Origin of the sequence: Bordetella genomosp. 11 (assembly GCF_002261215.1) — a bacterium.
Taxonomy (GTDB): domain Bacteria; phylum Pseudomonadota; class Gammaproteobacteria; order Burkholderiales; family Burkholderiaceae_B; genus Bordetella_C.
The window spans coordinates 2,992,761-3,017,994 of record NZ_NEVS01000004.1; the positions used below are offsets into that span (position 1 = coordinate 2,992,761).

Annotated in this window: 19 protein-coding genes and 1 tRNA gene; 10 read left to right on the forward strand and 10 right to left on the reverse strand. The window is 64.2% G+C overall.

Translation table 11 applies throughout. The annotated features are described in order from the left end of the window. Nucleotides 1–37: 37 nt before the first annotated feature. On the forward strand, nt 38–997 hold the full coding sequence (locus CAL28_RS21160) for a succinylglutamate desuccinylase/aspartoacylase domain-containing protein (protein WP_094843166.1): 960 nt from the start codon (nt 38–40) through the stop codon (nt 995–997). Between the two features lie 105 nt (nt 998–1,102). On the opposite strand, the gene CAL28_RS21165 is transcribed toward CAL28_RS21160, so the two are convergent. After that, on the reverse strand, nt 1,103–1,873 hold the full coding sequence (locus tag CAL28_RS21165) for an IclR family transcriptional regulator (protein WP_094843167.1): 771 nt from the start codon (nt 1,871–1,873) through the stop codon (nt 1,103–1,105). A gap of 160 nt (nt 1,874–2,033) precedes the next feature. On the opposite strand from CAL28_RS21165, the gene CAL28_RS21170 reads away from it, so the two are divergent. After that, nucleotides 2,034–3,008 (forward strand): Bug family tripartite tricarboxylate transporter substrate binding protein, encoded by a 975-nt coding sequence (locus CAL28_RS21170; RefSeq protein WP_094843168.1) that lies wholly within the window; start codon nt 2,034–2,036, stop codon nt 3,006–3,008. A gap of 12 nt (nt 3,009–3,020) precedes the next feature. Here CAL28_RS21170 and CAL28_RS21175 read toward each other — a convergent pair whose 3' ends face one another. After that, a complete protein-coding gene (locus tag CAL28_RS21175; RefSeq protein WP_094843169.1) occupies nt 3,021–6,551 on the reverse strand; it encodes an indolepyruvate ferredoxin oxidoreductase family protein in 3,531 nt (1,176 codons plus the stop codon). A gap of 127 nt (nt 6,552–6,678) precedes the next feature. Between CAL28_RS21175 and CAL28_RS21180 the strand changes: the two genes are divergently transcribed. Together CAL28_RS21180 and CAL28_RS21185 are read left to right on the forward strand one after the other, a co-directional pair. Beyond that, a complete protein-coding gene (locus tag CAL28_RS21180) occupies nt 6,679–7,131 on the forward strand; it encodes an Lrp/AsnC family transcriptional regulator (protein ID WP_094844772.1) in 453 nt (150 codons plus the stop codon). 737 nt (nt 7,132–7,868) lie between these two features. Further along, on the forward strand, nt 7,869–10,175 hold the full coding sequence (locus tag CAL28_RS21185; RefSeq protein ID WP_141218223.1) for an NACHT domain-containing protein: 2,307 nt from the start codon (nt 7,869–7,871) through the stop codon (nt 10,173–10,175). A 1,194-nt stretch (nt 10,176–11,369) separates the two neighbouring features. On the opposite strand, the gene CAL28_RS21190 is transcribed toward CAL28_RS21185, so the two are convergent. From CAL28_RS21190 to CAL28_RS21200, 3 genes are all read right to left on the reverse strand, one after another. Next, a tRNA-Leu gene (locus CAL28_RS21190) sits at nt 11,370–11,454 on the reverse strand. Between the two features lie 73 nt (nt 11,455–11,527). Beyond that, on the reverse strand, nt 11,528–12,817 hold the full coding sequence (locus CAL28_RS21195) for an amidase (protein WP_094843171.1): 1,290 nt from the start codon (nt 12,815–12,817) through the stop codon (nt 11,528–11,530). Between the two features lie 6 nt (nt 12,818–12,823). Then, on the reverse strand, nt 12,824–13,807 hold the full coding sequence (locus CAL28_RS21200) for a Bug family tripartite tricarboxylate transporter substrate binding protein (RefSeq protein WP_094843172.1): 984 nt from the start codon (nt 13,805–13,807) through the stop codon (nt 12,824–12,826). Nucleotides 13,808–13,947: 140 nt separating this feature from the next. On the opposite strand from CAL28_RS21200, the gene CAL28_RS21205 reads away from it, so the two are divergent. After that, a complete protein-coding gene (locus CAL28_RS21205) occupies nt 13,948–14,844 on the forward strand; it encodes a LysR family transcriptional regulator (RefSeq protein WP_094843173.1) in 897 nt (298 codons plus the stop codon). Between the two features lie 67 nt (nt 14,845–14,911). Here the strand turns inward: CAL28_RS21205 and secG are convergent, their stop codons facing one another. From secG to CAL28_RS21220, 3 genes are all read right to left on the reverse strand, one after another. Beyond that, on the reverse strand, nt 14,912–15,379 hold the full coding sequence (gene secG / locus CAL28_RS21210; protein ID WP_094843174.1) for a preprotein translocase subunit SecG: 468 nt from the start codon (nt 15,377–15,379) through the stop codon (nt 14,912–14,914). Between the two features lie 20 nt (nt 15,380–15,399). Next, entirely contained in the window at nt 15,400–16,146 is a 747-nt protein-coding gene (tpiA, locus tag CAL28_RS21215; protein ID WP_094843175.1) for a triose-phosphate isomerase, read from the reverse strand. Nucleotides 16,147–16,285: 139 nt separating this feature from the next. Then, entirely contained in the window at nt 16,286–17,269 is a 984-nt protein-coding gene (locus tag CAL28_RS21220) for an NAD(P)H-quinone oxidoreductase (protein WP_094843176.1), read from the reverse strand. A gap of 160 nt (nt 17,270–17,429) precedes the next feature. On the opposite strand from CAL28_RS21220, the gene CAL28_RS21225 reads away from it, so the two are divergent. From CAL28_RS21225 to CAL28_RS21245, 5 genes are all read left to right on the forward strand, one after another. Then, nucleotides 17,430–17,927 carry a DUF2165 family protein gene (locus CAL28_RS21225; protein WP_217906594.1) on the forward strand — a complete coding sequence of 166 codons (498 nt, stop codon included), beginning with the start codon at nt 17,430–17,432 and terminating at the stop codon, nt 17,925–17,927. A gap of 19 nt (nt 17,928–17,946) precedes the next feature. Continuing rightward, nucleotides 17,947–18,261, forward strand: a complete 315-nt coding sequence (locus CAL28_RS21230) for a putative signal transducing protein (RefSeq protein WP_094843177.1) — start codon at nt 17,947–17,949, stop codon at nt 18,259–18,261. A gap of 318 nt (nt 18,262–18,579) precedes the next feature. Beyond that, nucleotides 18,580–20,376 carry a thiamine pyrophosphate-requiring protein gene (locus CAL28_RS21235; protein WP_094843178.1) on the forward strand — a complete coding sequence of 599 codons (1,797 nt, stop codon included), beginning with the start codon at nt 18,580–18,582 and terminating at the stop codon, nt 20,374–20,376. Nucleotides 20,377–20,451: 75 nt separating this feature from the next. Beyond that, nucleotides 20,452–21,453, forward strand: coding sequence for an SDR family oxidoreductase (locus CAL28_RS21240; RefSeq protein WP_094843179.1), 1,002 nt, complete (start codon nt 20,452–20,454; stop codon nt 21,451–21,453). A gap of 37 nt (nt 21,454–21,490) precedes the next feature. Next, nucleotides 21,491–22,150, forward strand: coding sequence for a DUF4396 domain-containing protein (locus CAL28_RS21245; RefSeq protein ID WP_094843180.1), 660 nt, complete (start codon nt 21,491–21,493; stop codon nt 22,148–22,150). Nucleotides 22,151–22,628: 478 nt separating this feature from the next. Here the strand turns inward: CAL28_RS21245 and CAL28_RS21250 are convergent, their stop codons facing one another. Next, the gene (locus CAL28_RS21250) at nt 22,629–24,158 is read right to left on the reverse strand and encodes an aldehyde dehydrogenase (RefSeq protein ID WP_254926191.1); all 1,530 of its coding nucleotides are present in this window, start codon (nt 24,156–24,158) and stop codon (nt 22,629–22,631) included. A gap of 16 nt (nt 24,159–24,174) precedes the next feature. After that, complete coding sequence (locus CAL28_RS21255) at nt 24,175–25,158, reverse strand: Bug family tripartite tricarboxylate transporter substrate binding protein (protein ID WP_176464063.1); 984 nt, start codon at nt 25,156–25,158, stop codon at nt 24,175–24,177. Nucleotides 25,159–25,234 lie beyond the last annotated feature (76 nt).

Genomic DNA, 25,234 nt, shown 5'->3' on the forward strand with positions numbered 1-25,234 from the left:
CCGGCTCCCACAGTCTTATAGCCTTATGGATAGCGTCATGGAGTTCAAGCTTGCCACGCCCGACCTCGAAGCCGAACGCATCGGCAATACCGGTACGCCCGGCATATGGCACTTCGACTCGGGACTGCCCGGCCGCACGCTGATGGTTTCCGCACTGCTGCACGGCAACGAGCTATGCGGCGGCTGGGCGCTGAAGGATTTGCTCGCCACGGGGCTACGTCCTCGCCGAGGGCAATTGATCCTGGCCTTCTGCAACCTGGATGCCTTCGCCAGCTTCGATCCCTCCCACTGCGACGCGTCGCGCTTCGTGCAGGAAGACATGAACCGGGTATGGAGCGCCCCCCGCCTGGACGAGCCGGCAACGGCCGACGCCCGCCGCGCGGCGCAATTGCGTCCCTGGGTGGAGCGCGCGGACTGGTTGCTGGACTTGCACTCGATGCATGAACCCGGAGCCCCCTTGCTGCTGACCGGCATCCTGCCGCGCAACATCGCCCTGGCCCGCAGCCTGAAGAGTCCCGCGCACATCATCGTCGACGCGGGCCACAAGGACGGCGTGCGCATGCGCGACTTCGCCCAGTTCGGCGACGCGGCGCGCGAGGACGCATGCGCCCTGCTGATCGAGTGCGGCTTCCACGGCGATTTGTCTTCCCACCGCGTGGCGCGCGACCTGGTCGCGCGCATGCTGGCGGCTTCCGGCGTCGTCGACCGCGAGGACATCCCGCCGGAATGGCTATTGCCGGATCCCGCCCCCCGAAAAGTCATCCAGGTCACCGACGCCGTGGTCGCCCCGTCCATGGACGTGCGTTTCGCCCAACCCTGGCAAGGACTGGAAACCCTGGCGCATGCCGGCACGGTCCTGGGATACGCGGACGGCAAGCCCTTCGTTACGCCCTACGACCGATGCACGCTGGTCATGCCATCGCTACGTCAGCTCAAGCCCGGAGTCACGGTGATGCGCCTGGCGCGAGACCTGTCCGACGATGCCGCGGCGCCGTGAAACCGAAACCTCGCGCCCGCTTCGCCTGACGCGTCCGCTGCGGCATCGCGTCAGGACAGCAAAATCGTTCGCCGGTCCCGCGTCATGCCGCGCCGATGGACGCGATCAAAGCAGCGCGGCGACCGCCGCCGCCTCGTCGCGCAGGATCGCGGCGATACGCGTGTAGCGTTCATCGTCCATGATGCGGTTGGCCAGCGCGGATACGGCCAATGCGGTATGCGGGGTGCCGGTCCGTGTCGGCACCGTCACCGCCACGCCGCTGACATAGGGCAGCACATTGGTGGGCATCAATGCGTACCCGCGCCGCAATGTGTCCGCCACCGCGGCCTCCATCGAGCGCCCGTACAGTTTCTCGTAAGCGTCCATCTGGCTACGGTTATCGGCCAGGATGGCCTGGCGCTCGCTCGCCGGCAATCCGGCAAGCAGCGCCAGGCCGCCAGCGGCGGCCCCCAAGGGCCGCCGCGCACCGACATCGATGGTCAGCACCTTCACCGGAAAATTCCCTTCGCGCCGGTCGATGCACACCGAATCCGGTCCGCTGCGCTGCACCAGATACACGGTGTCGCCGGTCTCGCGCGCGATACGATCCAGCGACGCCGCCGCGATGGACGGCATGGCGATGCCGCGCGCCGCCGCCAGGCCCAGCTCATAGGTAAATACGCCAAGAAAGTAGCGGCGGTCGCTGTCCTGCTGACGCACCAGCCCCTCCTCGATCAACCCCTGCAGAATGCGCCGCACGGTAGGCCGCTCCAGCCCCGAATGCAGGGTCAGATCGACCAGCCGCGCCCCCTGGTGGTTGGCGTTGGCGATAAGGCGCAGCAACAGCGCGCTGCGCGCAATCAGCTGGGTACCGCGAACCTGTATCTGGCTGGGCATGGCTCGGCATCACGACATTGGAGCGGTCACATTATGGACGTCCCAGCGCATTTACGTGTTTCAACCGGCGGTACGCTCGCTAGACTTTCCGCAAAGCAGCGCGCGCGACAGCAACGCCAACGCGCGACACAGTCTACATGGCAGACTCGGAGACAGACACATGCCCATGACCCGGCGCGCCATGCTGGCGTACTCGCTCACATCCACGCTGCTGCCCGCTCTGGCCAGGGCGGCCGGCGCGTGGCCGGACCACCAGATCGAAGTGGTCGTACCGCTGACCGCCGGCGGACCGACCGATCTCTTGGCGCGCATCCTCGCCAAGCCGCTCAGCCAAAGCCTGGGACAGTCCGTCGTCATCCTGAATCGCCCGGGCGCCGGCGGGGATATCGGCGCCGAGTACGTTGCCAAGTCCCATCCGGACGGCTACACGCTGTTCCTCGGGACATCGGGCCCGCTGTCCATCAACGCCACGCTCTATGGCAACCTGCCGTTCGATCCCATCAAGGATTTCGCGCCGATCAGCCTGGCGGCCACCGCGCCCTTCGTGGTGGTGGTCAACCCCAAGTCCAGCTTCAAGACCTTCCAGGACCTGGTCGCGTACGCCAAGGCGCATCCCGGCAAGCTGAACTACGGCCTGGTGCCCGGCAGCGCGGCACACCTGGCCACGGAGCTGTGCAGGATGAAGGCCGGCATCGATATCACGCAAGTCCCCTACAAGGGCGCGGCGCCCGCCACCAACGACTTGCTGGCCGGGCAGATCGACCTGAGTTTCGCCTCCACGCCCGGTGTGGTCGGGCTGATCCAGGCCGGCAAGCTGCGCGCGCTGGCCACCACCAGCAAAACGCGATTGCCGCAGTTGCCGGACGTCCCGACGCTGGCCGAGTCGGGCCTGCCCGGATACGAGGCCAGCGTCTGGTACGGACTGGTCGGCCCTGCCCACCTGCCGGAGGCCATCGTCAAACGCTTGAACGCCGAAGTCACCAAAGCACTGCGTGACAGGACCGTCATCCAGCAAATGGAGGCGAACTACTTCAACCCGGAGTCCTCGACGCCGGAGCAATTCGCCGCTTTCATCAAATCGGAATCGGCCAAGTGGGGCGACGTGGTGCGCCGGTCCGGCGCCAAGGTCGGATGAAAGCGCCGGACGTCACGCAATGCGGCGGCCCTCAAGGCCATGCATGGCACCGGCCGGGGCTTCCGTCACCTGCAGCTCCCGCGCAAGTTGCGCGCGATAGCGTTCCACACTGGCGGCCTTGATATGGCCATAACCCCGGACCTGCTCGGGCAGCGCGGCGATCCTGACGGCGCGGTCCAGATTGTCCGGGCTTAGCGTGGCCAGCAGCGTGTCGATCGCCTGACGATACTGCTGGATCAGTTCGCGCTCCATCTTGCGTTCGGCGCTGCGGCCGAACGGATCCAGCCAGGTGCCCCGCAGCCCCTTCATGCGGGCCAGCAGCTTCATTGCCGACAGCATGCGCGGCCCGAACGTCATCTTGCGGGGTACACCCGTACGTGGATCCTTGCGCGCGAATACGGGCGGCGCCAGGTGGAACCGCAGCTGGTAATCGCGGCCCGCGACGCCCTCGAACTGGTCCGCCAATTGCCGCGCGAAACCGCCATCGGTGTACAGGCGCGCGACTTCGTATTCGTCCTTGTAAGCCATCAGCTTGAATAGATTGCGTGCCACGGCCAGCGCCAGGCGGGACGAACGCCGCGCGCCGGACAGCGCGATCACTTCCCGCTCGCGCTCGGCCACGCGTTCGACGAACTGCCGGTACTGCGCGGCATAGGCCGCGTCCTGATACAAGGTCAGGTCCGCAACGCGGCGCTCGATGGCGGCATCCAGGGTTTCGGGCACGCTCAGGTGAATCACCGATGCGCGAGGTTCCAGCACATCGGCCAACGCCTGCGGCTGATGCGCGGCCAGACGCCCCGCATCGAATGCCGCGCGGTTGGAGGCCACCGCCACGCCGTTCAATTCGATCGCGCGCGACAGCGCCTCGTACGTCACGGGCACATCGCCGCGCTGCCACGCATAACCCAGCATGAAAATATTCGACAGGATGCTGTCGCCGAACAGCGCCAACGCGGCGCCGTGCGCATCGATGGCGGCCGTCCGATGCTCGCCCGCCGCATGTTTTACCTTGGCCAGAAGCGCGTCGGGCCGCATGGCCGCATCCGGATTCCGCGTGAAATCGGATACCGGCGCCACATAGGTATTCATCGTCACGCGCGTCGCGCCTTTGCGCAGCGCGCCCAGCGCATCGGGCGCGATGGAGGCCACCGGATCGCACAGGATTGCGGCATCGGCCTGTTGCCAGTCCAGGCGCACGGGACCGCCCTGCATGTGCCGCGGTGCCAACCGGATGTGGCTGATGACGGAGCCGCCTTTTTGCGCCAGCCCCGTCAGATCGAGCACCGACGCCGACAACCCTTGCAGATGCGCCGCCATGGACACCAGCGCGCCGATGGTGATGACGCCCGTCCCGCCCATGCCGGCGACCAGCAGCCGGTAAGGCGCGGATACGGGTTCGACGGCCGGCATGGGCAGGGCCGCGATCAAGGTACGCAGGCGGTCCTGCTCGAACGCCGGCGCCGCGCTTTTGCGCAATTTGCCGTCCACGACCGAAACGAAGCTCGGACAGAAACCGTCGGCGCAGGAGTAATCCTTATTGCAGCTGGATTGTTCGATCGCGCGCTTGCGGCCATAGGGGGTTTCCAGCGGAACCACCGACAGGCAGTTCGAGGTCGTGCCGCAATCGCCGCAGCCCTCGCAGACCGCGCTGTTGATGACCATGCGGCGCGGCGGATCGGCCAGCGCGCCCTTCTTGCGGCGGCGGCGCTTTTCGGCCGCACAGGCCTGATCGTGGATCAGCACGGTAACGCCGCGCACCTCGCGCAGCTCACGCTGCAGCGCGTCCAGCTCCCGGCGATGGTGCACGGTGGCATCCGCCACGTCCACCCCCCGGTATCTTTCCGGTTCGTCGGTGGTGATGACGATGCGCTCGACGCCCTCGCCCCGCAATTGCCGGCATATCCGCGGCACCGAAATCGCGCCGTCCACCGGCTGCCCGCCAGTCATGGCTACCGCATCGTTGAACAGAATCTTGTACGTGATGTTGGCCTTGGCCGCGATGGCTTGCCGTATCGCCAGGTACCCCGAATGGAAGTAAGTGCCTTCGCCCATGTTCTGGAACACGTGCGGGGCCCTTATGTATCGGGACAGGCCGATCCAGTCCGCGCCTTCGCCGCCCATCTGCGTCAGGCCACCAGTGTCCCGGTCCATCCACGCCGCCATGTAGTGGCAGCCGACGCCGGCCAGGGCCTGGCTGCCTTCGGGGACTTTGGTGGAGGTGTTATGCGGGCAGCCCGAACAAAAGTACGGACGGCGCCGCATGCCGTCGGCTTCGTTGGACACCGGAGCCGGACAGGCGAATTCCGACGGGTCTATCACTGGCCGCAGATCCGAGGTCCGGGCAAGCCAGGCCGCCAGCGGTTCGACCAGCAGCGAGGGCCGCAGCTGACCCGCGCAAGGGATCAGCGGATCGCCATCCAGGCCGTTCCTGCCCACCACGGTGGGGCGGTCGGGCTGGTTGAAGAACAGATCCTTGACCTGGCCTTCCACCACGGCGTTTTTCTCTTCCACCACCAGAATGTGTTTCAGGCCTTGCGCGAAATGCCGCAGGCGGTCCGCATCCAGCGGCCACGTCACGCCAGGCTTGTAGATCCGCACGGGCGCATCGGCCGTTCCGGTATCGATGCCCAGCCGCGCCAGCGCCTCCATGGTATCCAGATGCGCCTTGCCGACCATCACGATCCCAAGGGTCGCCTTGGGCGCGGCGCAGACCAGCTTGTCGATCGAATGACGGCGGACAAACGCGCGCACCGCTTTCATCCGCGTATTCATGCGCTTTTCCACCGCCAGCGACAGGAACTCGCGAGCCGAGTATTCCAGCTCGCTGGCCGGAAGCTCCGGATCTTCCGGCATGTCATAGGACGGCACCGGCGCGGGCATGAAGGAACGCCCGCTTTCCACCGTTTCGGAAACGGCCTTGAACGCCACCCAGGTGCCCGCATGACGGGACAGCGCCCAGCCGTACAGGCCGAAGGTTTCGTATTCGTCGACCGATGCCGGATGCAACACGGGCATTTGCCATGCGATCAGCGATGCTTCGCTGGAATGCGGGATCGACGACGACACTGCCGTGTGATCGTCGCCCACCACGACCAGCACGCCGCCATGGCGCGACGCGCCCGCGGCGGTGCCATGATGCAGCGCGTCGCCGGCGCGGTCCACGCCGGGACCCTTGCCATACCAGAGAGAGAACACGCCATCGACCTTGCGGTCCTCGCGCACGCCCGCCTGCTGCGTGCCCATGATGACGGTGGCGGCCATGTCTTCGTTGATCGCCGGCAGGAAGCCGATCTGGTTGGCGTCGAGGACGTCTTTTGCCTTCCACATGGCCATGTCCACGCCGCCCAGCGGCGACCCGCGGTATCCCGACGCGAAGCCGGCGGTGTCCAGGCCCCGCTCGCGGTCCGCTCGCCGCTGAGTCAGCAGCATGCGCACCAGCGCCTGCGTCCCCGTCAGGAAAATTCGGCCGTCCGTGCGGGTGTAGTTATCGCCGAGCTGGTAGTCCAGGTCCAGGCCAGGATCCGGGAAGGGGGTGCCGTCCATGATGCGAGCTCCTTACGCTGAAGACATGATAGGAGCGCCTGGAAACGCGTTTATTGCGTTATCGGATCGTGCTTTCCCTATAATTCGAAATGAATATTTCGTTTCAGCCAGATTTTCGGAGATGGCCTTGGATAAAACCGATATCGCGATCCTGAAAGCCCTGCAAACGGACGGCCGTGCTTCGGCGCAGCAATTGTCGGATCAGGTCGGCCTATCGACGGCACCCGTATGGCGCCGGGTCAAGGCACTGGAGTCCGACGGCACGATACTCGGCTACGCCGCGCAGGTGGATCGCAACAAAGTCGGGTTGCACGGCTGCATGTTCGCGCAGATCAGCCTGGAGCGGCACTCGTCGGAGACCGTGGAAAACTTCGAACGATCGGTGCGCGATGCGCCGGAAATCCTGGAGTGCTATGCCGTCACGGGGGATTCGGACTATCTGCTGAAGATACTGGTGGAGAGCCCCGAGGCCTATGACCGGTTCCTGCATCGGTTTCTATTCAACTTGCCCGGCATACGGCAAACGCGCACGATCGTGGCGTTGCGGGAAATCAAGCATGAGCAGAGGTTGCCGCTTTGATGTGGTGCGGCCTGATTGCCACTGAATCAAAGCCGCTTTCCAAGTATCCGGTGGGCCTAAAAACCTCGACAGGTCGGCGATGCAGACGACGCATCAGGACATCTCTGGAGTAGGGCTGTTAGTGGCGACCCGATCGCACTAAGTCCTCCATCGCCCACTAGAGTCTGTACCCGCCATTGGCTTGCTACTTGGCGAAGACGTATCAATATCCACCGAGCAAATCACGACCAAGACCTACGTTATCCGGCAAGCGCATACCCGCATTCGTCAGATGATGTGGGGCATACGGTGCCCCCTGGGAGCGCGACGACAGAAGTTCCGAACCCTCGTCAAGATGAGCTCTTAAAGCTACTACCCCTGGAAGGTCAGCAAAAGCCCATGAGGACTGCACGAGATCGAGCAACTGCTGTTTGACGGAATTTACAGACCCCTTTTCGGCGCCCTAAATTTAGTGCTATTGCGATGCAAAAACATGGCGCTGGAGAGGGGCGGCATGGCCGTACTGCTGCGGCGACCCAAAACCAACGAAGAGGGTGCCGGCTGGCAGTTGCCAGTTGCAAGTTGCGCAACGGGATAGCGCGCCTAGGCTAAAACCAATCAGCAGTGGAGGACTCCTCAATTCAGTACCATGGCGACGCAAAGCGCAAAAGATAAGCATTACCGATTAGTAACTTTTTGTATTGACTCCGAAACCGAACTCCGCAATCATCTGCCCTACGAAAACGGAGGATTTTCAAGTGGCTTGGGTTGATGATAGAGCGTTCGAAGCTGAGGTCCTGAGAATAGCGCGCGCAAAATGGCCTTCTAGCGCGCTGCAAGGCGCCACTATGTTAGACGGTAGGGAGCGCGACGGCGTTTTTCAGACAGAAGAAGCGGTGCACTTTATTGAGGCGACCACGTCACGCACACAAGACAAGGCCCGAAAAGATTCAAAAAAACTTCATCAAGCGGTCGTTCAGCAGATCAAAGAGACACCACTAAAAGGGGCCCGCGGATGGTTCGTCACTGCAGAAGAGCCCACTGCAGACCAGAGGAAGGAAGTCGAAAGAACGGGCAAAGGGCAAGTCGTAGCCGTATCTTTTGCACAATTCCAACAGTCTGTGATTGACGTCGGCGCATATCTATCGGCACGCATGAACCATGTCTTCGGAAGCGTACTAGATCCGGAAACGAAACAGCCTAATCCTGCAACCGATTATGTTCCGATTACCTTAGAAAGCAGGCTCGGGGCAGACAAGTGGACCGTGCGCCAAATTTGCACAGCATTGCAGCGGGGCGAACGACTAGTCCTGACTGGACAATTTGGTGCAGGCAAGAGTATGACACTGCGTCAAGTCTTCCGCGACTTGCGGGAAGATTACCTCAGTGGTCGCACCGCCCTCTTCCCTGTTTATGTCAATCTTCGTGAGCACACAGGTCAGATCGATGCGGTCGAAGTCTTAGAGAGACATGCCCGCAAAATTGGCTTTGACTCTCCCGCAAGTCTTGTAAGAGCTTGGCGAGCGAAGTTCTGCATTCTACTTCTTGATGGCTTTGATGAACTGACGGCATTAGGCGTCCAGCGAGCGACCTTCGGACGACTCCGAACCATCCGTAAGCGTGCGCTAGAGGCAGTGCGGCAGATCGTGAGAGAAACGCCGCCCGGGGTAGGTGTTATCGTCGCTGGCCGTGACCATTTCTTCGCCGACGAAGCGGAAGCAGAAGACACTCTTGGCTTGACCGGGCGTATAACTCATCTCACGACATGCGAATTTACTGAAGAGCAGGTCGTCCAGTTCCTTCGACGCCAGCCCGACAACAACCTGCATCGGTTCCCGCCATGGCTGCCCACTAAGCCACTATTCGTCAGTTATCTAGCGTCAACCGGACTAATTAGCGCGATTGCGGACGGCGAAAAATTTCCGGACGCCGCAGCGGGATGGGACTATCTCGTCGACCAAATCTGTGATCGTGAAGCTAGAATTGACTCTCGCTATCTCGACGGACCCACGATCCGGAAAATTCTGGGACGACTTGCGACGTATGCACGGGCCTCCGATGACGGACTCGGCCCCCTGCGACCTGAGCATCTAAAGCGCGCATACTACGAGGTCTGTGGATTCGAACCAGACGATCAGGCATGGCTAATACTCCAACGTTTGCCCGGCTTGGTAATCTACGAAGTGGAAGAGGATTCGCGCAAGTTCATCGATGGAGAAATGGTAGCGGTCTACCGATCAAGCGACCTCGTGGATTTCGTTCACGATCCGATGGGTGCGCTGGCCAATGCCGACTTCACTGATGCATTTTCCCAATGCGGAACCAGTATCGGACATCAGGCTGTCGCCATAGCGGCCAGAAAGCTGCAGTACGATCTAACGACACCGAAGTTGCACTCCCTGCTATCGTCCGTTGCGAATAGCTCGGGACTAAATGCATTGCGGGCGGACCTCCTCTTATTGGCGATTCACCTTAAGCTGGAAATCCCCTTCCCCACCGCAATAGAAGGGGTGTTCTTTCAACCGGATACGCTCGAAATCGACGAGGACCTTCCGGACATCCATGGGGTTACCTTCATAGACTGCTACTTCGAAGAAATCCAACTCGGAGAGTCGGAATCTAAGGTTATGCCAACCTTCCGCGGATGCGTGGTCCAGCGACTCCTCGGGAGACAGTCCGCAGACGGGCTGCCGCCGGAGCGATTCATACAAACAGAAATCAACCGCTTCGAAGTAGTCGCCACCACCAACGCCTCGATCCGGGCGGCGGCTGCCCTGACACCTGGGGAGAAGGTATTGCTCACTGTCCTACGCAAGCTATTCGTGCAGAGCCTAGGGGGGCGTACAGAGCCTGCACTATATCGCGGCCTCGATACAGCAGAGAAGCAGTATGTAGCACCGATCATAAAGATTCTGCAACAGCATGAGCTCGTCACTCTGATGAACAGGGGAGACGGAACAGTGTGGATACCGGTACGGCGAAAGCTAGACTACATACGCAAGCTCTTGGCGAACCCGTCATCATCGGATTTGTTATTGGGCGAGGCTCGAGGGTTGTCAGCTTAAATGGTAACTTCCCAGCCTCCATCACTTCTCACCCACGGGGATCTTATAAGGGGACCGCACACGGACGCTCCCTGCGATGCATGGACGTAGCCCCTATCGTCAATCCTCTCCGCAACCTCTAGAGCACCATACCGCGATGACGCCCCGCAGGAGCCCTTAACTCGGCGATAAAGAAGAGCCCAGAATATGGGCGCTTTCATATAGGAGCCGATTAAGCGATTGCTTCGACAGTTGCGTGAGATTCACGTACTGCCCCCTCTTCCCAAGGCATGAATTCAAAGCGATGGGCAACAGAGACTGCGTGGCGGCGGTGAAATCCGCCCTCATAACAGCCTCAAACTTCTCACCGCGGCATGGTGGTCGCCGCGGTATTCATAGACGGCGCAGCTCAGCGCGGAGCCCCGATTCCGGCCGCGGATCTGTGCGTGTTATTCATAGACGCCGTGGGGTGTCCGTGGATATCCGATGCGACAAAGCTAGAAATTATGACCGCGGTTTTCCGAAAGCTCAAAAATAGAAACCCCAAAGCACATGAAATCGCGCATGTAAAATCATTCACTTCCAATAAACTCGGGCCCTCATTTATATGGGCGGCGGCTAGGGTCCGGAGCTCCGAATTACGGAATCCGCCTTCCGATAACTTTCTTCCGCCCAACTTTACTTGCGAGATGCTAGCCATGCTTCGGATAAGCGGGTGAACGAGTAGAGCTTCGCCTCCTCCGAAGCCCGCAGCGCAATCTGTTGATCGGCGGTATGCGCAGGACCACGCATCTTGATTCCCCCGTGCACCGATCATCGGCACAGCAGCCCTACCGCTAACCAGATGTCTGCCGCTTTCAACCGGGCATCGGCGGGCAAATATCTGGATATAGATCCTACACTGCAGTGCGGTGCCAGCCGCCCGGCAATCGGTATCACGTAAACCGTAATTTCCCAAGCCCCCGAGGTGCAACCCCAACCCGTCTGTTGGGGTGTATAGCTTGTCCTGTCGTTCAAGTTTCTGACTGCTAGATCGGTCAATCCTTTCGCCAAGCTAGGCATGGGGCCCGTTTTGAGTATTTGGCCGGTAAACGTACTCAAACGCCACGGATGCTGGTGGACCAACCGAGACGCCAGGCAACAAAAAACCCGTATCCTCCTCATAGGAGAAATACGGGCTCTTGGTATTACCAGGGACAACCCCGGAAAAATTCTTGGTGCCGACGGCGAGACTCGAACTCGCACAGCTTTCGCCACTACCCCCTCAAGATAGCGTGTCTACCAATTTCACCACGTCGGCAGGGTAACTCTGCTTCCAGCGATCGTGCAGCTGGAAAGCCCGAGATTTTAGCACGGTTCCGCCACCCTCCCGCTTACCCATCCACCCCGCCCCCGCTCGACGCGGCGCGCTCGGCGATTTGCAGCAGCGCTTCATCCTGCCCATACCGGCCCACCAGCTGCACCCCCAGCGGCAAGCCACCCGAACCTCGCGCCACAGGCAAGGCCACGGTCGGCAAATGCAGCAGCGTCCACAGCGCGCCAAAGCGCGGCGACCCGGAATTCTCCAGCCCCGCTTCCGCCTCGCCGTCGGTCGCGGGATACACCAGCGCGTCCACCCCTTCGAACAATGCGTCGGCGCGATGACGCCCCAGCGCTGCCCGCTGCTGCATGGCCAGATAGGCGGGCAGATCGATGGCCTCGCCGCCGGCCATGCGTTCAGTCAGGCGCGGGCTGAGCCGTCCGGCGTCGGTACGGCGCTCGTGCGCCAGCGCGTGGCGGGCATCGTAGGCCACCAGGCGCCCCTGGTCGACGATCAAGGCTTCGAAATCGGCGGGCAAGGCGCGCTCGCTAACCTCGAAGCCCGCCGCGGCAAGGCGTCGTATCCACGCGTGCAGCGCGTTCACGGCCTGCGCGCTGGCATGATCCCATTGGGATGACAGGCACACACCCAGCCTGTATCGGCTATCCGCCGGCGCCGGTTGGAAACGCCGGCCATGAATGCCAAGCACCGTGGCGGCCGCGTCGCCGACGTCGCGCGCCAGGATGCCGACGGTATCCTGCAAGGGGCTGAGCAGCCCGACGCCCGCCGTCGAGACCAGCCCGAAGCTGGGCTTGTAGCCGACGACCCCGCAATAGATGGCGGGCCGTGTAATGGAACCCGTGGTTTGCGTCCCCCAGGCCACCATCGCCATTCCGTCCGCCACGGCGGCCGCCGATCCACTGGAAGACCCGCCGGGGGTATGCGCCGGGTTCAAGGGGTTGCGCGTCGGGCCGGGCGTCTGCGTGGCGAATTCGCTGGTAACGACCTTGCCCATCAGCACCCCGCCCTGCTCGCGCGACAAGGCCACGCAGGCCGCGTCGCGGCCGGTCCGGTGGCCGGCATAGATGGGCGAGCCATAGGTGGTCGGGTAATCGGCGCTCTGGATGACGTCCTTGACGGCGAAGGGCACGCCGCGCAGCAAGCCACGGCGCCGGCCCGAGTCGACTTCGCCCGCCTGCGCGAGCACGCGGTTCGCGTCGTAGGCGACATAGGCTTGCACTTCGGCGTCACGCGCCTGGATACGCTGCAGGCAGGCTTGCGCCAGATCGCGCGCGCGCAGTTCGCCCGTCTCCAGGCGGCACAGCGCCTCCGCGATGCTGGGCAATGTCGTAGGGCAATTCATCGTCTGCTACTCAAGCCGGATACCGGCGTCCTTGATAACCTTGGCCCACTTGTCGTGCTCGGCCTGTACGAACCGCGCGAACTCCGCCTGGCTGCTGGCATTCGGTTCCGCGCCCTGCCGGCGGATCTGCTCCATGGTCGCGGGCGTGGCCAGGACGTTGGCGGTCTCGTCATGCAGGCGCGCGACGATGTCGGCCGGCACTTTGGCGGGCGCGAACAGGGCGAACCAGCCGTCCACGGAATAACCCGGCAGACCAGACTCGGCGATCGTGGGCACATCGGGCAATAGCGGCGAGCGCTGCGTGGATGTCACGCCCAGGGCCACGAGCTTGCCGGCCTGAATATGCGGCAGGCACACGGGCAGGTTGCAGAACATCAGCTGCACGCGATTGCTCATCAGATCGGGCAAGGGCTCGCTGCCGCCTTTGTAGGGAATGTGCACCATGTCGGTCTTGGACATGTTCTTGAAGAGTTCGGCCGACAAGTGCTGGCTGCCGCCGGCGCCGCCGGACGCATAGCTGTAGTTGTTGGTCTTGAGCTCTTCGATCAGGGCCTTGACGCTGCGCGCCTTCACCTGCGGATTGACGACCAGGACGTTGGTCACCGACGCGACGTTGGCGACGGGGACGAAGTCCTTCATCGGATCGAATTTCAGGTTCGTGTACAGGCTGGGATTGATGGCATTGGTGCTGGCCGCCCCCATCAACAAGGTATAGCCGTCGGGCGCGCTTTCGGCCACGAAGCCGGCGCCGATATTGCCGCCCGCGCCTGCCTTGTTTTCTACCACCACCGATTGCCCCAGGCGTTCCGCCAGGCCGGAGGCGACGATCCGTGCCAGTTGGTCGGTGACGCTGCCGGGGCCGAAGGGCACGATCAGCCGTATAGGCTTGCTGGGATAAGCGGGCGCCTGCGCGCGAACGGCGGACGTGCCGGCCAAGGCCAGCGCCAGGCCGGCGGCCAAGGCCGCCAAGCCGCGTTTACGGATGAACATAGGAATCCCCTGTGGCTGGTTGGTATGCGCGGTAACGCCGCGCGATGTCCCGCCATCGTAGGAAAAGGAGATTCATATATCCAATATAAAATTATGCGATTCTTGATACGAAAATCGTCTCAATCACTCGCGGGTTCCCCATGGCGCTTTTTTCCCGTCAGCTGATCGCCTTCATGGCGGTCGCGGAAGAACTGCATTTCGGCCGCGCCGCGCAGCGCCTGCACGTCAGCCAGCCGCCGCTAAGCCAGCAAGTGCGCCTGTTCGAGGAAAGAATCGGCGTGCCGTTGATCGAGCGCTCGACGCGGACCGTCCGGCTGACGGTGGCGGGCCTGGCATTGCGCGACGCGCTGCAACGGCTGATGGACGATGGCGATGCGGCTGTCACGGCGGCGCGCCGCGTGGCGATCGGCGCAGCAGGACTGCTGCGCATCGGGTTCACGCCCACCGCCGCGTATCGGCTGGTTCCTGCCGCGGTGGGCATCTATCACCAGCGCCATCCGGGCGTGCATCTATCCATGGTCGAGGCCGATACCGCGCAACTGCACGCGCTACTGCGCCAGGACCGCCTGGACATCGCCATTACGCGACGCCACGAGAACCTGGTCGACGACGACCTGCGGATGGAGCCCATCGATAGCGAACCGCTGGTGGTGGCCTTGCCCGCGCATCACCCCTTGGCCGGGCGCGATGACATCGATATTGCGGAACTCGCCGACCTGCCGCTGGTGGGTTTCGTGCGCGCCAAGTCGGAATACTTCCATGCCTTGCTGAACGATCTGTTCAGCGCGAACGGCGTTGCGCCGAACATCATCATGGAAAGCCTGCTGCCCACCCTGCTGACACCGGTGGAGGCCGGCGTGGGCGTGGCGGTGGTGCCCGCGTCCATCAGCGACCTGAGGCCGCGGGGGGTGCGCTACCTGCCATTGAAGGCCAAGGTGCTGCCGCGATCCATCCTGTATGTCGCCTACCGCAAGGACGACAACAACCCTGCGGTACCGGGACTACGGGAAGCGCTGGTCGGCGCGGGCGCGATATGAGCGATTGCCGCCGGCGGCTGCCGGACGGCCTTTGGATTGCCGCCGACAACTGCCGGCCGGCTTTTATTTACTTGGCGGGGGTGGCCGGCGCGGCCGGCGCCTGGGGCACCGACGCATCCGGCTTGGCCGGTGCTGTCGTCGCGGGGGCGGGGGCCGAAGGCACGGCACCCGGCACGGAGGCGTCGCCACGCGGCGCGGCCGGTACGGCGGCACCGCCCGGCGGCTGCGGCACGGACTTGTCGGCCGGCGCCTGGTATCCCTGCATCACGCCGGTATCGACCACGCCCGGCTGCGCACCCTTGTGCGACACATAGGCCAACCCGGCCGTCGTCACGAAGAACACCACGGCCGCCCACTTCGTCGTGCGCGACAGGAAGTTTGCCGCGCCCGAAGCGCCGAACAGGCTGCCGGCGGAACCGCTACCGAAGGCAGAGCCCATATCGGCGCCCTTGCCTTGCTGCAGCAGGACGAGAACGATGATGGCCAGTGCGGAGAGCACCTGCACGATCATCAGCGCGGAAAGCATCAAAGACATTACTTACTCCAGACGGAAACTCAAATTGCGGCGATGCGCAGGAATTCATCGGCCACCAGCGACGCGCCGCCCACCAGGGCGCCGTCGATGTCCGGCATGGCAAAAAGCTCGGCGGCATTGGCGGCCTTGACGCTGCCGCCATAGAGAATACGAACCTGCGGCACGCCCAGGCCGCGCAGCGCGACGCGGATGGCGCCATGCACTTCCTGCGCCTGTTCCGGCGTGGCGGTCCGGCCCGTGCCGATGGCCCATACGGGCTCGTAGGCGAGGACCAGGTGCATCAGCGATTGGGCGCCCAGCGCCAGCACGGGTTCCAGTTGGCGCTCGATGACGCCCAGGGTATTGCCGCCTTCGCGTTCGGCCAGCGTTTCGCCGACACACACGACAGGGGTCAGGCCGGCGGCCAGGGCCGTCCTGGCCTTTTCAGCGACCAGTTCGTCCGTTTCACCGTGCATGGCGCGGCGTTCGGAATGACCGGCGAGTGCCCAGCGGCAGCCGAAATCCTTCAGCATGGCGGCGGAGACTTCGCCAGTATAGGCGCCCTTGTCATGCACGCTGACGTCCTGCGCCCCCCAGGAAACGGCGCTCCCGTCGAGCAGGGATTGGGCTTGCGCCAGATAGGGAAACGGCACGCAGACGCCCATCTGGCAGGTTCCCGCCCCGGCGCGGGCGCGCAGGGCATCCAGCAATGCGGCGTTTTCGGCCAGGCTGCCGTGCATCTTCCAATTGCCCAGCACCAGGCGCGCGCGCGCGGCGCCGGCGGGCATCGAAGAGGCGGCGGGCGCGTTACGGCGATCGTCTGTGCTCATGGCTGGTGGGATCCGGATCCGGGTCAAACCCGCGATTGTATCGCGTTTAGGGAATTTCGGGCCAGGGCCGTCCGGGGGGACGGCGCCGCGGCCCGACTTAACCCTTTACCGTCAGGATGATCTTCCCGATCTGCTCGCCGGCTTCCATCATGGCGTGGGCCTTGGCGGCCTCTTCCAGGGGGAAAGTGGCGTGAATGATGGGCTTGATGCTGCCGTTTGCCAGCAAGGGCCACACTTTCTGGCGCAGGCTGTTGGCGATGTCGGCCTTGAATGCCACGGGACGCGGGCGCAGGGTGGAGCCCGTGATGGTCAAGCGGCGGCGCATGACCTGGCCGAAGTCCACATTGCCGTGGTTGCCGCCCAGGGTGGCGATCAGGACGATGCGGCCTTCGTCGGCCAGGCACTGGATGTCGCGGGCGATGTAGTCACCCGCGACCATGTCCAGGATCACGTTGACGCCGGCGCCGCCCGTGGCGTCCAGCACTTCCTTGACGAAATCCTGGTCGCGGTAGTTGATGCCGCGCGCGGCCCCCAGTTTCTCTACGGCGCGCGCGCGATCGTCGCTGCCCGCGGTCGCATAGACCTTATGGCCCATGGCGCTGGCCAGCTGGATGGCGGTGGTGCCGATACCGCTGGCCCCGCCGTGGACCAGCAGGCTTTCGCCGGCAGCCAGGCGGCCGCGGTCGAACACGTTGGTCCAGACGGTGAAATAGGTTTCTGGCAGGCCGGCCGCTTCGATCTCGGACAGGCCGGCGGGTATGGGCAGGCACTGCTGCACGGGGACCACGCAGTATTCGGCATAGCCGCCGCCGGCGACCAGCGCGCAGATCTTGTCGCCGATGGCGTAGCCGCCCTGGGCCGCGTCGCCGCCGACGATCTCGCCGGCGATTTCCAGTCCGGGAAGATCGGATGCGCCGCGCGGCGGCGGATAGCTGCCCTTGCGCTGGAAGGTGTCAGGGCGATTGACGCCGGCCGCCGACACTTTCACCAGCACCTCGCCGGGGCCGGGCTCGGGTGTCGGGCGCTGGACGGGAACGAGGACTTCGGGTCCGCCGGGGCGGGAGATTTCAACGGCGAGCATGAATGGCTCCTCTTGATCCTGGACGAAAACCCGCATTATCGCGCCGCCAGCTCATCAACGCGATACCGCTTTGATCTATCATGCCTGCCAGCCATCCGCCACGGGAAGCGGCTTCGCCGGGCGGGCGCACGAACAGGCATACAGGGAAAGGGACAACGCAATGATCGCAGCCCGCTACACCAAGGCGTTCATGGTTCTGGGACTGGCCGCTTTCGGCCTGCTGGTCGGCATCGACAATATCATCGATTACCCCTCCAACGACGCATTCGTCCGGCATGTGCTCAGCATGGACACTGTCTTTCCCGACAACGCGCTGAAGTGGCGCGCCATCACCAGCCCCACCCTGCAGACCGCCGGCTATCTCGGCATTATCGTGGCCGAAATCGCAATGGGCCTGTGCTTTCTCTTGTGCGCCGCGCGCCTGCTGGCCAACGCACGCGGCCCGGCTGCCAGCTTCCAGCGTGCCAAGGCGCCCGGCATCGCCGGCGCGGCCCTGGGTTTCGGGATCTGGTTCTTCGGCTTCATGGTCATCGGCGGCGAATGGTTTTCCATGTGGCAATCGCAGCAATGGAACGGCCAGGACAGCGCCTTTCATTTCTATATAACCCTGATGGCCGTTTTGATCTTCCTGATGCAGCCGGACGCCGAGCTGCAGTAATCCGTCTCGATATCGGCCCATGATCCGCCTGACGCGCGCGCCGAACCTGCTGATCGCCCAGCATTGGGTCAACCTGCTGGAGCAGGCGCGTATTGCCTGCGAACTGCATAACCGGTACTTGCTGGGCGCGATGGGCGAAATCCCCGCCGATCAATGCGGGCCGGAGATCTGGCTCGAACGGGAAGCCGATCTCGACCTGGCCAGGCGCGTCATCGAAGGAACATGGCGCGAGCCCGGACAGTCCTGGGCGCAATGGTGCTGCGTGTCCTGCGGCGAGTGGTCGGAGCCGCAGTTCACGCTGTGCTGGCAATGCGGGGCCGCGAAGGACGGCTGAGGACTCGCCGTCGCCCCCCTGGGATGCTTCTTCACGCCGGCGAAGAACATTCCTCATTGGAACAACACCGACATCTCACGCCAACCGCGACGATTGGGGCGGCATGTCAGCCGCTGTCCATTCGCGTCCTGCTTACACGGCCCTGAGCGCGCGACTTGCCATGCGGGGCTGTCTCCATGGGTACAAGTCTTGCTGGACCGGCGCAATCCAAGCATCGGGCAAAGCGCATCCGCTTTTCGAGGCCCCGCTGCCCACACCACTCACGCGGACGTACGGCATGCCACGGCAGGAGGCGTTCGCAATCCTGGAGGCAAGGCCATGTCAGCCACTGTCGGAGACTTCATCGTCGAACGCCTGTACGCATGGGGCGTGCGGCGCATCTATGGCTACCCCGGGGACGGCATCAACGGCGTCTTCGGCGCAATGAACCGGGCCAAGGAAAAGATCGAGTTCATCCAGGCGCGCCACGAAGAGATGGCGGCCTTCATGGCATCCGCGCACGCCAAGTTCACCGGCGAGCTGGGCGTATGCATCGCCACATCCGGCCCCGGCGCCTCGCACCTGATCACCGGCATGTACGACGCCCGCATGGACCATATGCCGATGCTCGCCATCTCCGGGCAGCAGGCGCGCGCGGCGCTGGGGGGCCATTACCAGCAGGAGCTGGACCTGGTGTCGATGTTCAAGGATGTGGCCGGCGGCTTCGTGCAACAGGCCAGCGTGCCAGCCCAGGTACGCCACCTGGTCGACCGCGCGGTGCGTACCGCGCTGGGCCAGAAGCTGGTAACCGCCATCGTTCTGCCCAACGACCTGCAGGACCTGCCCTACGAAGCGCCGGGGCGCAAACATGGCACGGTGCATTCGGGAGTGGGCTATAGCGCGCCGCGTGTCGTGCCGCAGCAGGAAGACCTGCGCCGTGCGGCCGAGGTGTTGAACGCCGGCAAGAAAGTGGCCATCCTGGTGGGCGCGGGCGCCCTGCACGCCACCGACGAAGTCATCGCGATCGCGGACAAACTGGGAGCCGGCGTGGCCAAGGCCTTGCTCGGCAAGGCCGCCCTGCCCGACGATCTGCCGTGGGTGACCGGATCCATCGGCCTGCTGGGCACGGAGCCCAGCTACAAGCTGATGACGGAGTGCGACACGCTGCTGATGATCGGCTCCGGCTTTCCGTACTCCGAGTTCCTGCCGAAGGAGGGCCAGGCGCGCGGGGTGCAGATCGATATCAAGCCGGACATGCTAAGCCTGCGCTACCCCATGGAAGTGAATCTGGTCGGCGACAGCGCGGAAACCCTGCGCGAGTTGCTGCCGCTGCTGCAGCCGCATACCGATACGGCGTGGCGCAAGTCCATCGAGGGTTGGACCGCCGACTGGTGGAAGAAGCTGGAGGAACGGGCCCTGGCCGATGCCGAAGGCGGCGTCAATCCGCAGCGGACGATCTGGGAGCTATCGCCGCGCATTCCTTCCAACGCCATCGTCACCAGCGACTCCGGCTCGGTCGCCAACTGGTATGCGCGGGATCTGAAAGTGCAGCGCGGCATGATGTGCTCGCTGTCGGGCGGGCTGGCCTCGATGGGCGCCGCCGTCCCTTACGCCATCGCCGCCAAGTTCGCCTACCCCGACCGCCCCGTCATCGCGCTGGTCGGCGACGGCGCCATGCAGATGAACAACATGGCCGAACTGATCACGGTGGCCAAGTACTGGAAGCGGTGGAGCGACCCGCGCTGGATCTGCATGGTCCTGAACAACTGCGACCTGAACCAGGTGACCTGGGAACAGCGCGTGATGGAAGGCGATCCCAAGTTCGAGGCGTCGCAGACGATTCCTTCCGTGCCCTACCACCAGTTCGCCGAGTCCATAGGCCTGCGCGGCATCTATGTCGACAGCGCCGCGGCGATGGGCGCGGCCTGGGACCAGGCGCTGGCTTCGGACCGGCCCGTAGTGATCGAAGTCAAAAGCGATCCCAACGTGCCGCCGCTGCCGCCGCACATTACGCTGGCGCAGGCCAAGGCGTTTGCCAGCACGCTGATCAAGGGCGACCCCGACCAGGGTCATGTGTTGCTGAATACGGCCAAGCAGGTGCTGGGCAGCGTGTTGCCGGGGAACAAGGACAAATAACGGCCTGGGATGGCAACCACCGGCGAGCCATGGCGCCGCCGAATCGACGCTAACCATCCGGCCGGAGGACTTCCCATGCCGCATCGCAAGCACACCATCCACACCGTCGTCATCACCGGGGCAAGCGCCGGTGTCGGCCGTGCGACGGCTTTGGAGTTCGCGCGCCAGGGCGCCGACGTCGCGCTGTTGGCCCGCGACGCCAAGGCGCTGGGCGCGACCGCGCGGGAGGTCCGCGAGCTGGGCGTCCGCGCCCTGCCCATCGCCGTCGACGTCGCCGACGCCAAGGCGGTGCACCGCGCCGCGGAACAGGTAGAGGACGAACTCGGGCCCATGGACGTATGGGTCAACAACGCCATGCTGACCGTGTTCTCGCCGCTCTCCAAGCTGACCCCGGAGGAATACGCGCGGGTCACGGAAGTCACCTACCTGGGCCAGGTCTACGGCACGATGGCGGCCTTGCGCCATATGCGGCCGCGCGACCGCGGCACCATCGTACAGGTCGGATCCGCCCTCGCCTACCGCGCCATCCCCCTGCAATCGGCCTACTGCGGCGCCAAGCATGGCGTGCGCGGTTTCACCGATTCCCTGCGTAGCGAACTGATGCACGATCGCAGCCGCGTCCACGTCACCATGGTGCAAATGCCAGCGCTGAACACGCCGCAGTTCGATTGGGCGGAATGCCACATGCCCTACGCGCCCCAGCCGGTGCCGCCCATCTTCCAGCCGGAGGTCGCGGCACGCGCCATCGTCTGGGCCGCGCGCCACCGGCGCCGCGAACTGTATGTGGGCATGCCCGCCATCAAAGCCATTGTCGCCAACAAGTTCTTTCCCGGACTGCTGGACAGATACCTGGCCCGTACCAACTACGCCGCCCAGCGCCGGCAACCGCTGGCCCCGCCGCCGCGCGCCTCCAACCTTTGGCAACCGGTGCCCCGCCTGCATTCGACGCACGGTTCGTTCGACGAACGGTCGCAAGGCCGCAGCCCAGCCCTGTGGGCCTCCACCCATCGGGCGGCCTTGCTGGGCGCAGGCCTGGCGCTGGGCGGCCTGCTCTGGGCCGCGCTGTCCAGGCGCTGAGCGCCATGGCCGGGCGCGTCGAGGACTACGCCTACTCATGCACGACATCCTGCATCGCATCGCGGTCGTTTATATCGGCCTTTGCCTGTTCAGTGCCGCCTGGACGATCGCCGACATGTATGCGTGGGGTCACCGGCAGCCCATGAAGGTGATGGAAGCGGTGTGGCCGCTGACCATGCTTTATTGGGGGCCCGTGGGACTCGCCGCCTACTATTGGTTCGGGCGACCGCACCCGGGCCGCGAGGCCCGCGGGAAGCCGCCGATGTGGCAGGCGGTGTTCAAGGGTGCCTCGCATTGCGGCGCCGGTTGCGCCCTGGGCGACTTCATCGGCGATTGGATCGCTTTCCTCTGCGCCCTGACCCTGTTCGGATCGGAGCTGGCGGGCAAGATCGCCGCCGGCTTCGCGTTCGCCTATGTATTGGGTATCGCCTTCCAGTATTTCTCGGTCGCGCCGATGCGGCACCTCGGCGTGGCGCAAGGCCTGTGGGCCGCCGTCAAGATCGACACCGTGTCCCTGGTCGCGTACGAGATCGGCATGTTCGCCTGGATGGCGTTGCGCACGGCGGTTTATCCGGACCTGAAACCCACCCAGGCCAGCTACTGGTTCATGATGCAGATCGCAATGATCGTCGGCTTCGGCACCACGTATCCCGTGAACTGGTGGCTGATCCGTCGCGGCATCAAGGAGCGGATGTGATGTCCGTTGCATCGGCATTCGCGCCGGGGCAGGCCCGGCACCAAAAGCGATGGCCCATGACGATGGCGGAAGGTGTGAGATTCGAACTCACGAGGGCCGTGAAGCCCCGCCGGTTTTCCTTACCCCTATGGCTTTCGCCACCAGGCCTTGCCTGTTTGCGGGTCTGGACTTTGCCTTCACCATGGTCCTGCAAAAAACAGAACGTTAGGTGGGAGCCGTCAAGTCTCTACACGTTATCGATGCGTTGAATCCGCGGTGGGTTCGCACCCATTCAGCGGATCCGGGGACGGCCATCGGAACAGTCGTGCCCGCATCGATCTTCGCTCGGCGTTACCTCGGATGGCTCCAGGGGCTTCGCCGAATTTGACTCCTTACATCCCCCGGGTTTCCCCAAGGGCGCTCGATTGAACAAGACCGGTGCATTCAACCACTCTGCCAACCTTCCACGGGCGGGATTGTATCGGATTTCCCCCGGACGCTAGGCGCGCGGGTTGAAGGGGTCCTTGATGCCCGCGCCCGTATCGATCCAGACACTCTTGGTTTCGGTGAACTCGTAAATGGCGTGCAGGCCGTTCTCCCGCCCGATGCCGCTTTCCTTCATGCCGCCGAAAGGGGTGGCCCAGTTAGTGCGCCGGTAGGTGTTGATCCAGACCGTGCCGGCGCGCACGCGGGCCGCCATGCGATGCGCGCGCTTGACATCGCGGGTCCAAACGCCCGCGGCCAGGCCATACCGCGTATCGTTGGCGATCCGTACCGCATCTTCCTCATCCTTGAACGGGATCAGGCAAAGCACCGGGCCGAACACCTCTTCCTGGGCAATGCGCATATCGTTGCGCACGCCGCCGAAGATCGTCGGCTCGATAAAGAAGCCGTTGGCAAGCGACGGGTCGGACGGCGGTTTGCCGCCGCATAGCAGCGTTGCCCCGTCTTCCCGCGCGACGTCGATCCAGTGCCGGGTCTTGTCATATTGCGCGCGGCAGGCCAGCGTGCCCATTTCCGTTTCGGGATCGAGCGGGTCGCCGACCTTGATGCGCCCGGTTCGCGCGATCAGCCGTTCGGCGAAAGCGTCATGGATATCGGCATGCACCAGGGCGCGCGAGCCGGCCAGGCAGGTCTGGCCCGTCGCCGCGAAAATCCCGGCGAGAACGCCGTTCAGGGCGCTGTCCAGATCGGCATCCTCGAAGATGATATTCGGCGACTTGCCGCCCAGCTCCAGCGACACGCGTGCCAGCCGCTCGGCGGCCGTCGCCGCGATCTTCTTCCCGACCGAGGTAGAGCCGGTGAACGCGATCTTGGCCACGTCCGGGTGGCGGGCCAGTGCCGCGCCGACCGCGCCATCGCCGGTCACGACGTTGACGACCCCCGCGGGGAAGCCTGCCGCCTCGAACATCTCCGCCAGCAGCAGCGTGGAGATCGGCGTGATTTCCGAAGGCTTGATGACCACCGTATTGCCGGCGGCCAGGGCTGGGCACAGTTTCCAGAAGAGCAGGGACAGCGGGCTGTTCCACGGCGTGATGGCCGCGATGACGCCGATGGGCTCGCGCACCGTGAAGTTCAGCATGTCGGGCACGCTGAGGGGGATGGTTTCGCCATGGATCATTTCCGCGGCGCCGGCGAAGTAATAGCAGTACGAAGCCAGCGCGCGCGTCTGTCCCAGCACCTCCCGGATAAGCTTGCCGTTTTCCAGCACCTGCACATTGGCCAGTTCCTGGACGTCCCCCTCGATCAGTTGACCCAGTTTGCGCAGCAGCCGTGCGCGGTAGGCGGGTGTGCCGCGTGCCCACTCGCCTTGTTCGAATGCCCGGCGCGCCGCGGTCACGGCCCGATCCACGTCGCCGGCCGTGGCGGCGGGCGCGCTCGCCCAGCCCTGCCCCGTGTAGGGATCGATGCTTTCGAAGGCGCGCCCGTCCGCGGCATCCACCTGCTCGCCGGCGATCAACATCCGATAGGCTCGATAGGGGCGCGCGCGCAGGCCAGCCGATTCCTGCATGGAAGGTGCGTCATTCATCTGGATCGTCTCCGGGTTATTCGACCATGGGGATATTCGCCTTGCGGACCACATCCCCCCAATATTGCTTCTGGGCCAACAGCCATGTGCGGAAGGCCTCCGGGCTCTTGCTGGCGACCGGCTGCAGGCCCACGGCGCGCAGCTTGTCGCCATAGGCGCCGTCCTTCGATATCTCGGTCAGGACGCGATGCAGCGTCATCACGATGTCGCGCGGGGTATCGGGCGGCGCGGCCACGCCCAGCCATGCGATCGCCTCGAAGCCAGGCAAGGTCTCGGACATGGTGGGTACGTCCGGAACGGTGGGAGAACGCTCCAGCGTCGTTACCGCCAGCGCGCGCAAGCGGCCGCCCTTGATCTGCCCCAAGGGCGAAGGCAGGGAATCGATGAAGAAGGTGACTTGCCCTCCCATCACGTCGGCAATCGCCGGCGCCGCGCCCTTGTAGGGAACATGCAATAACCGGGTGCCCGTGGACAGTGCGAACAGTTCGCTGATCAGGTGCGGCCCGCTGCCCGGTCCGAACGACCCGTATGAAATCGCGTTCGGCTTCTCCTTCGCCGCCTTCACCAAGTCCGCGACGGACTTGTACGGGCTTTCCGAGGACACGACCATTACGTACGGAAACGAGACCACTTCCGAAATGGGCGTGAAGCCATCGACCGGATCGAACGGAAAATTCGGCTTCAGATTGGGCGAAACCGTATGCACCGTGGCGGACATCAGCAGCAGCGTGTAGCCGTCCGGCTCGGCGCGCGCCACCGCACTGGAGCCGATCTGTCCCGTGGCGCCCGGCTTGTTCTCGACGATCACCGGCTGGCCCAGTTTGTCGGACAGTTTTTCGGCCAGCGCGCGGCCCACCATGTCCACCGTGCCCGCGGCGGTCCACGGCACCACCAGTTTGATGGGGCGTTCGGGATAGGCGGCCGATGCGGGCGCCGCGCAATGCAGGGCGAGCGCGGCGCCCATGATCGAGATAGTGCGCTTCCAGGTAAATCCTTTCATGCTTCTACTCCCCTTGACATCGATTGATGGCCGGCAGGCCTGCTTGTCCAGGCACGAAAGCGGGCTCCACCGGAGC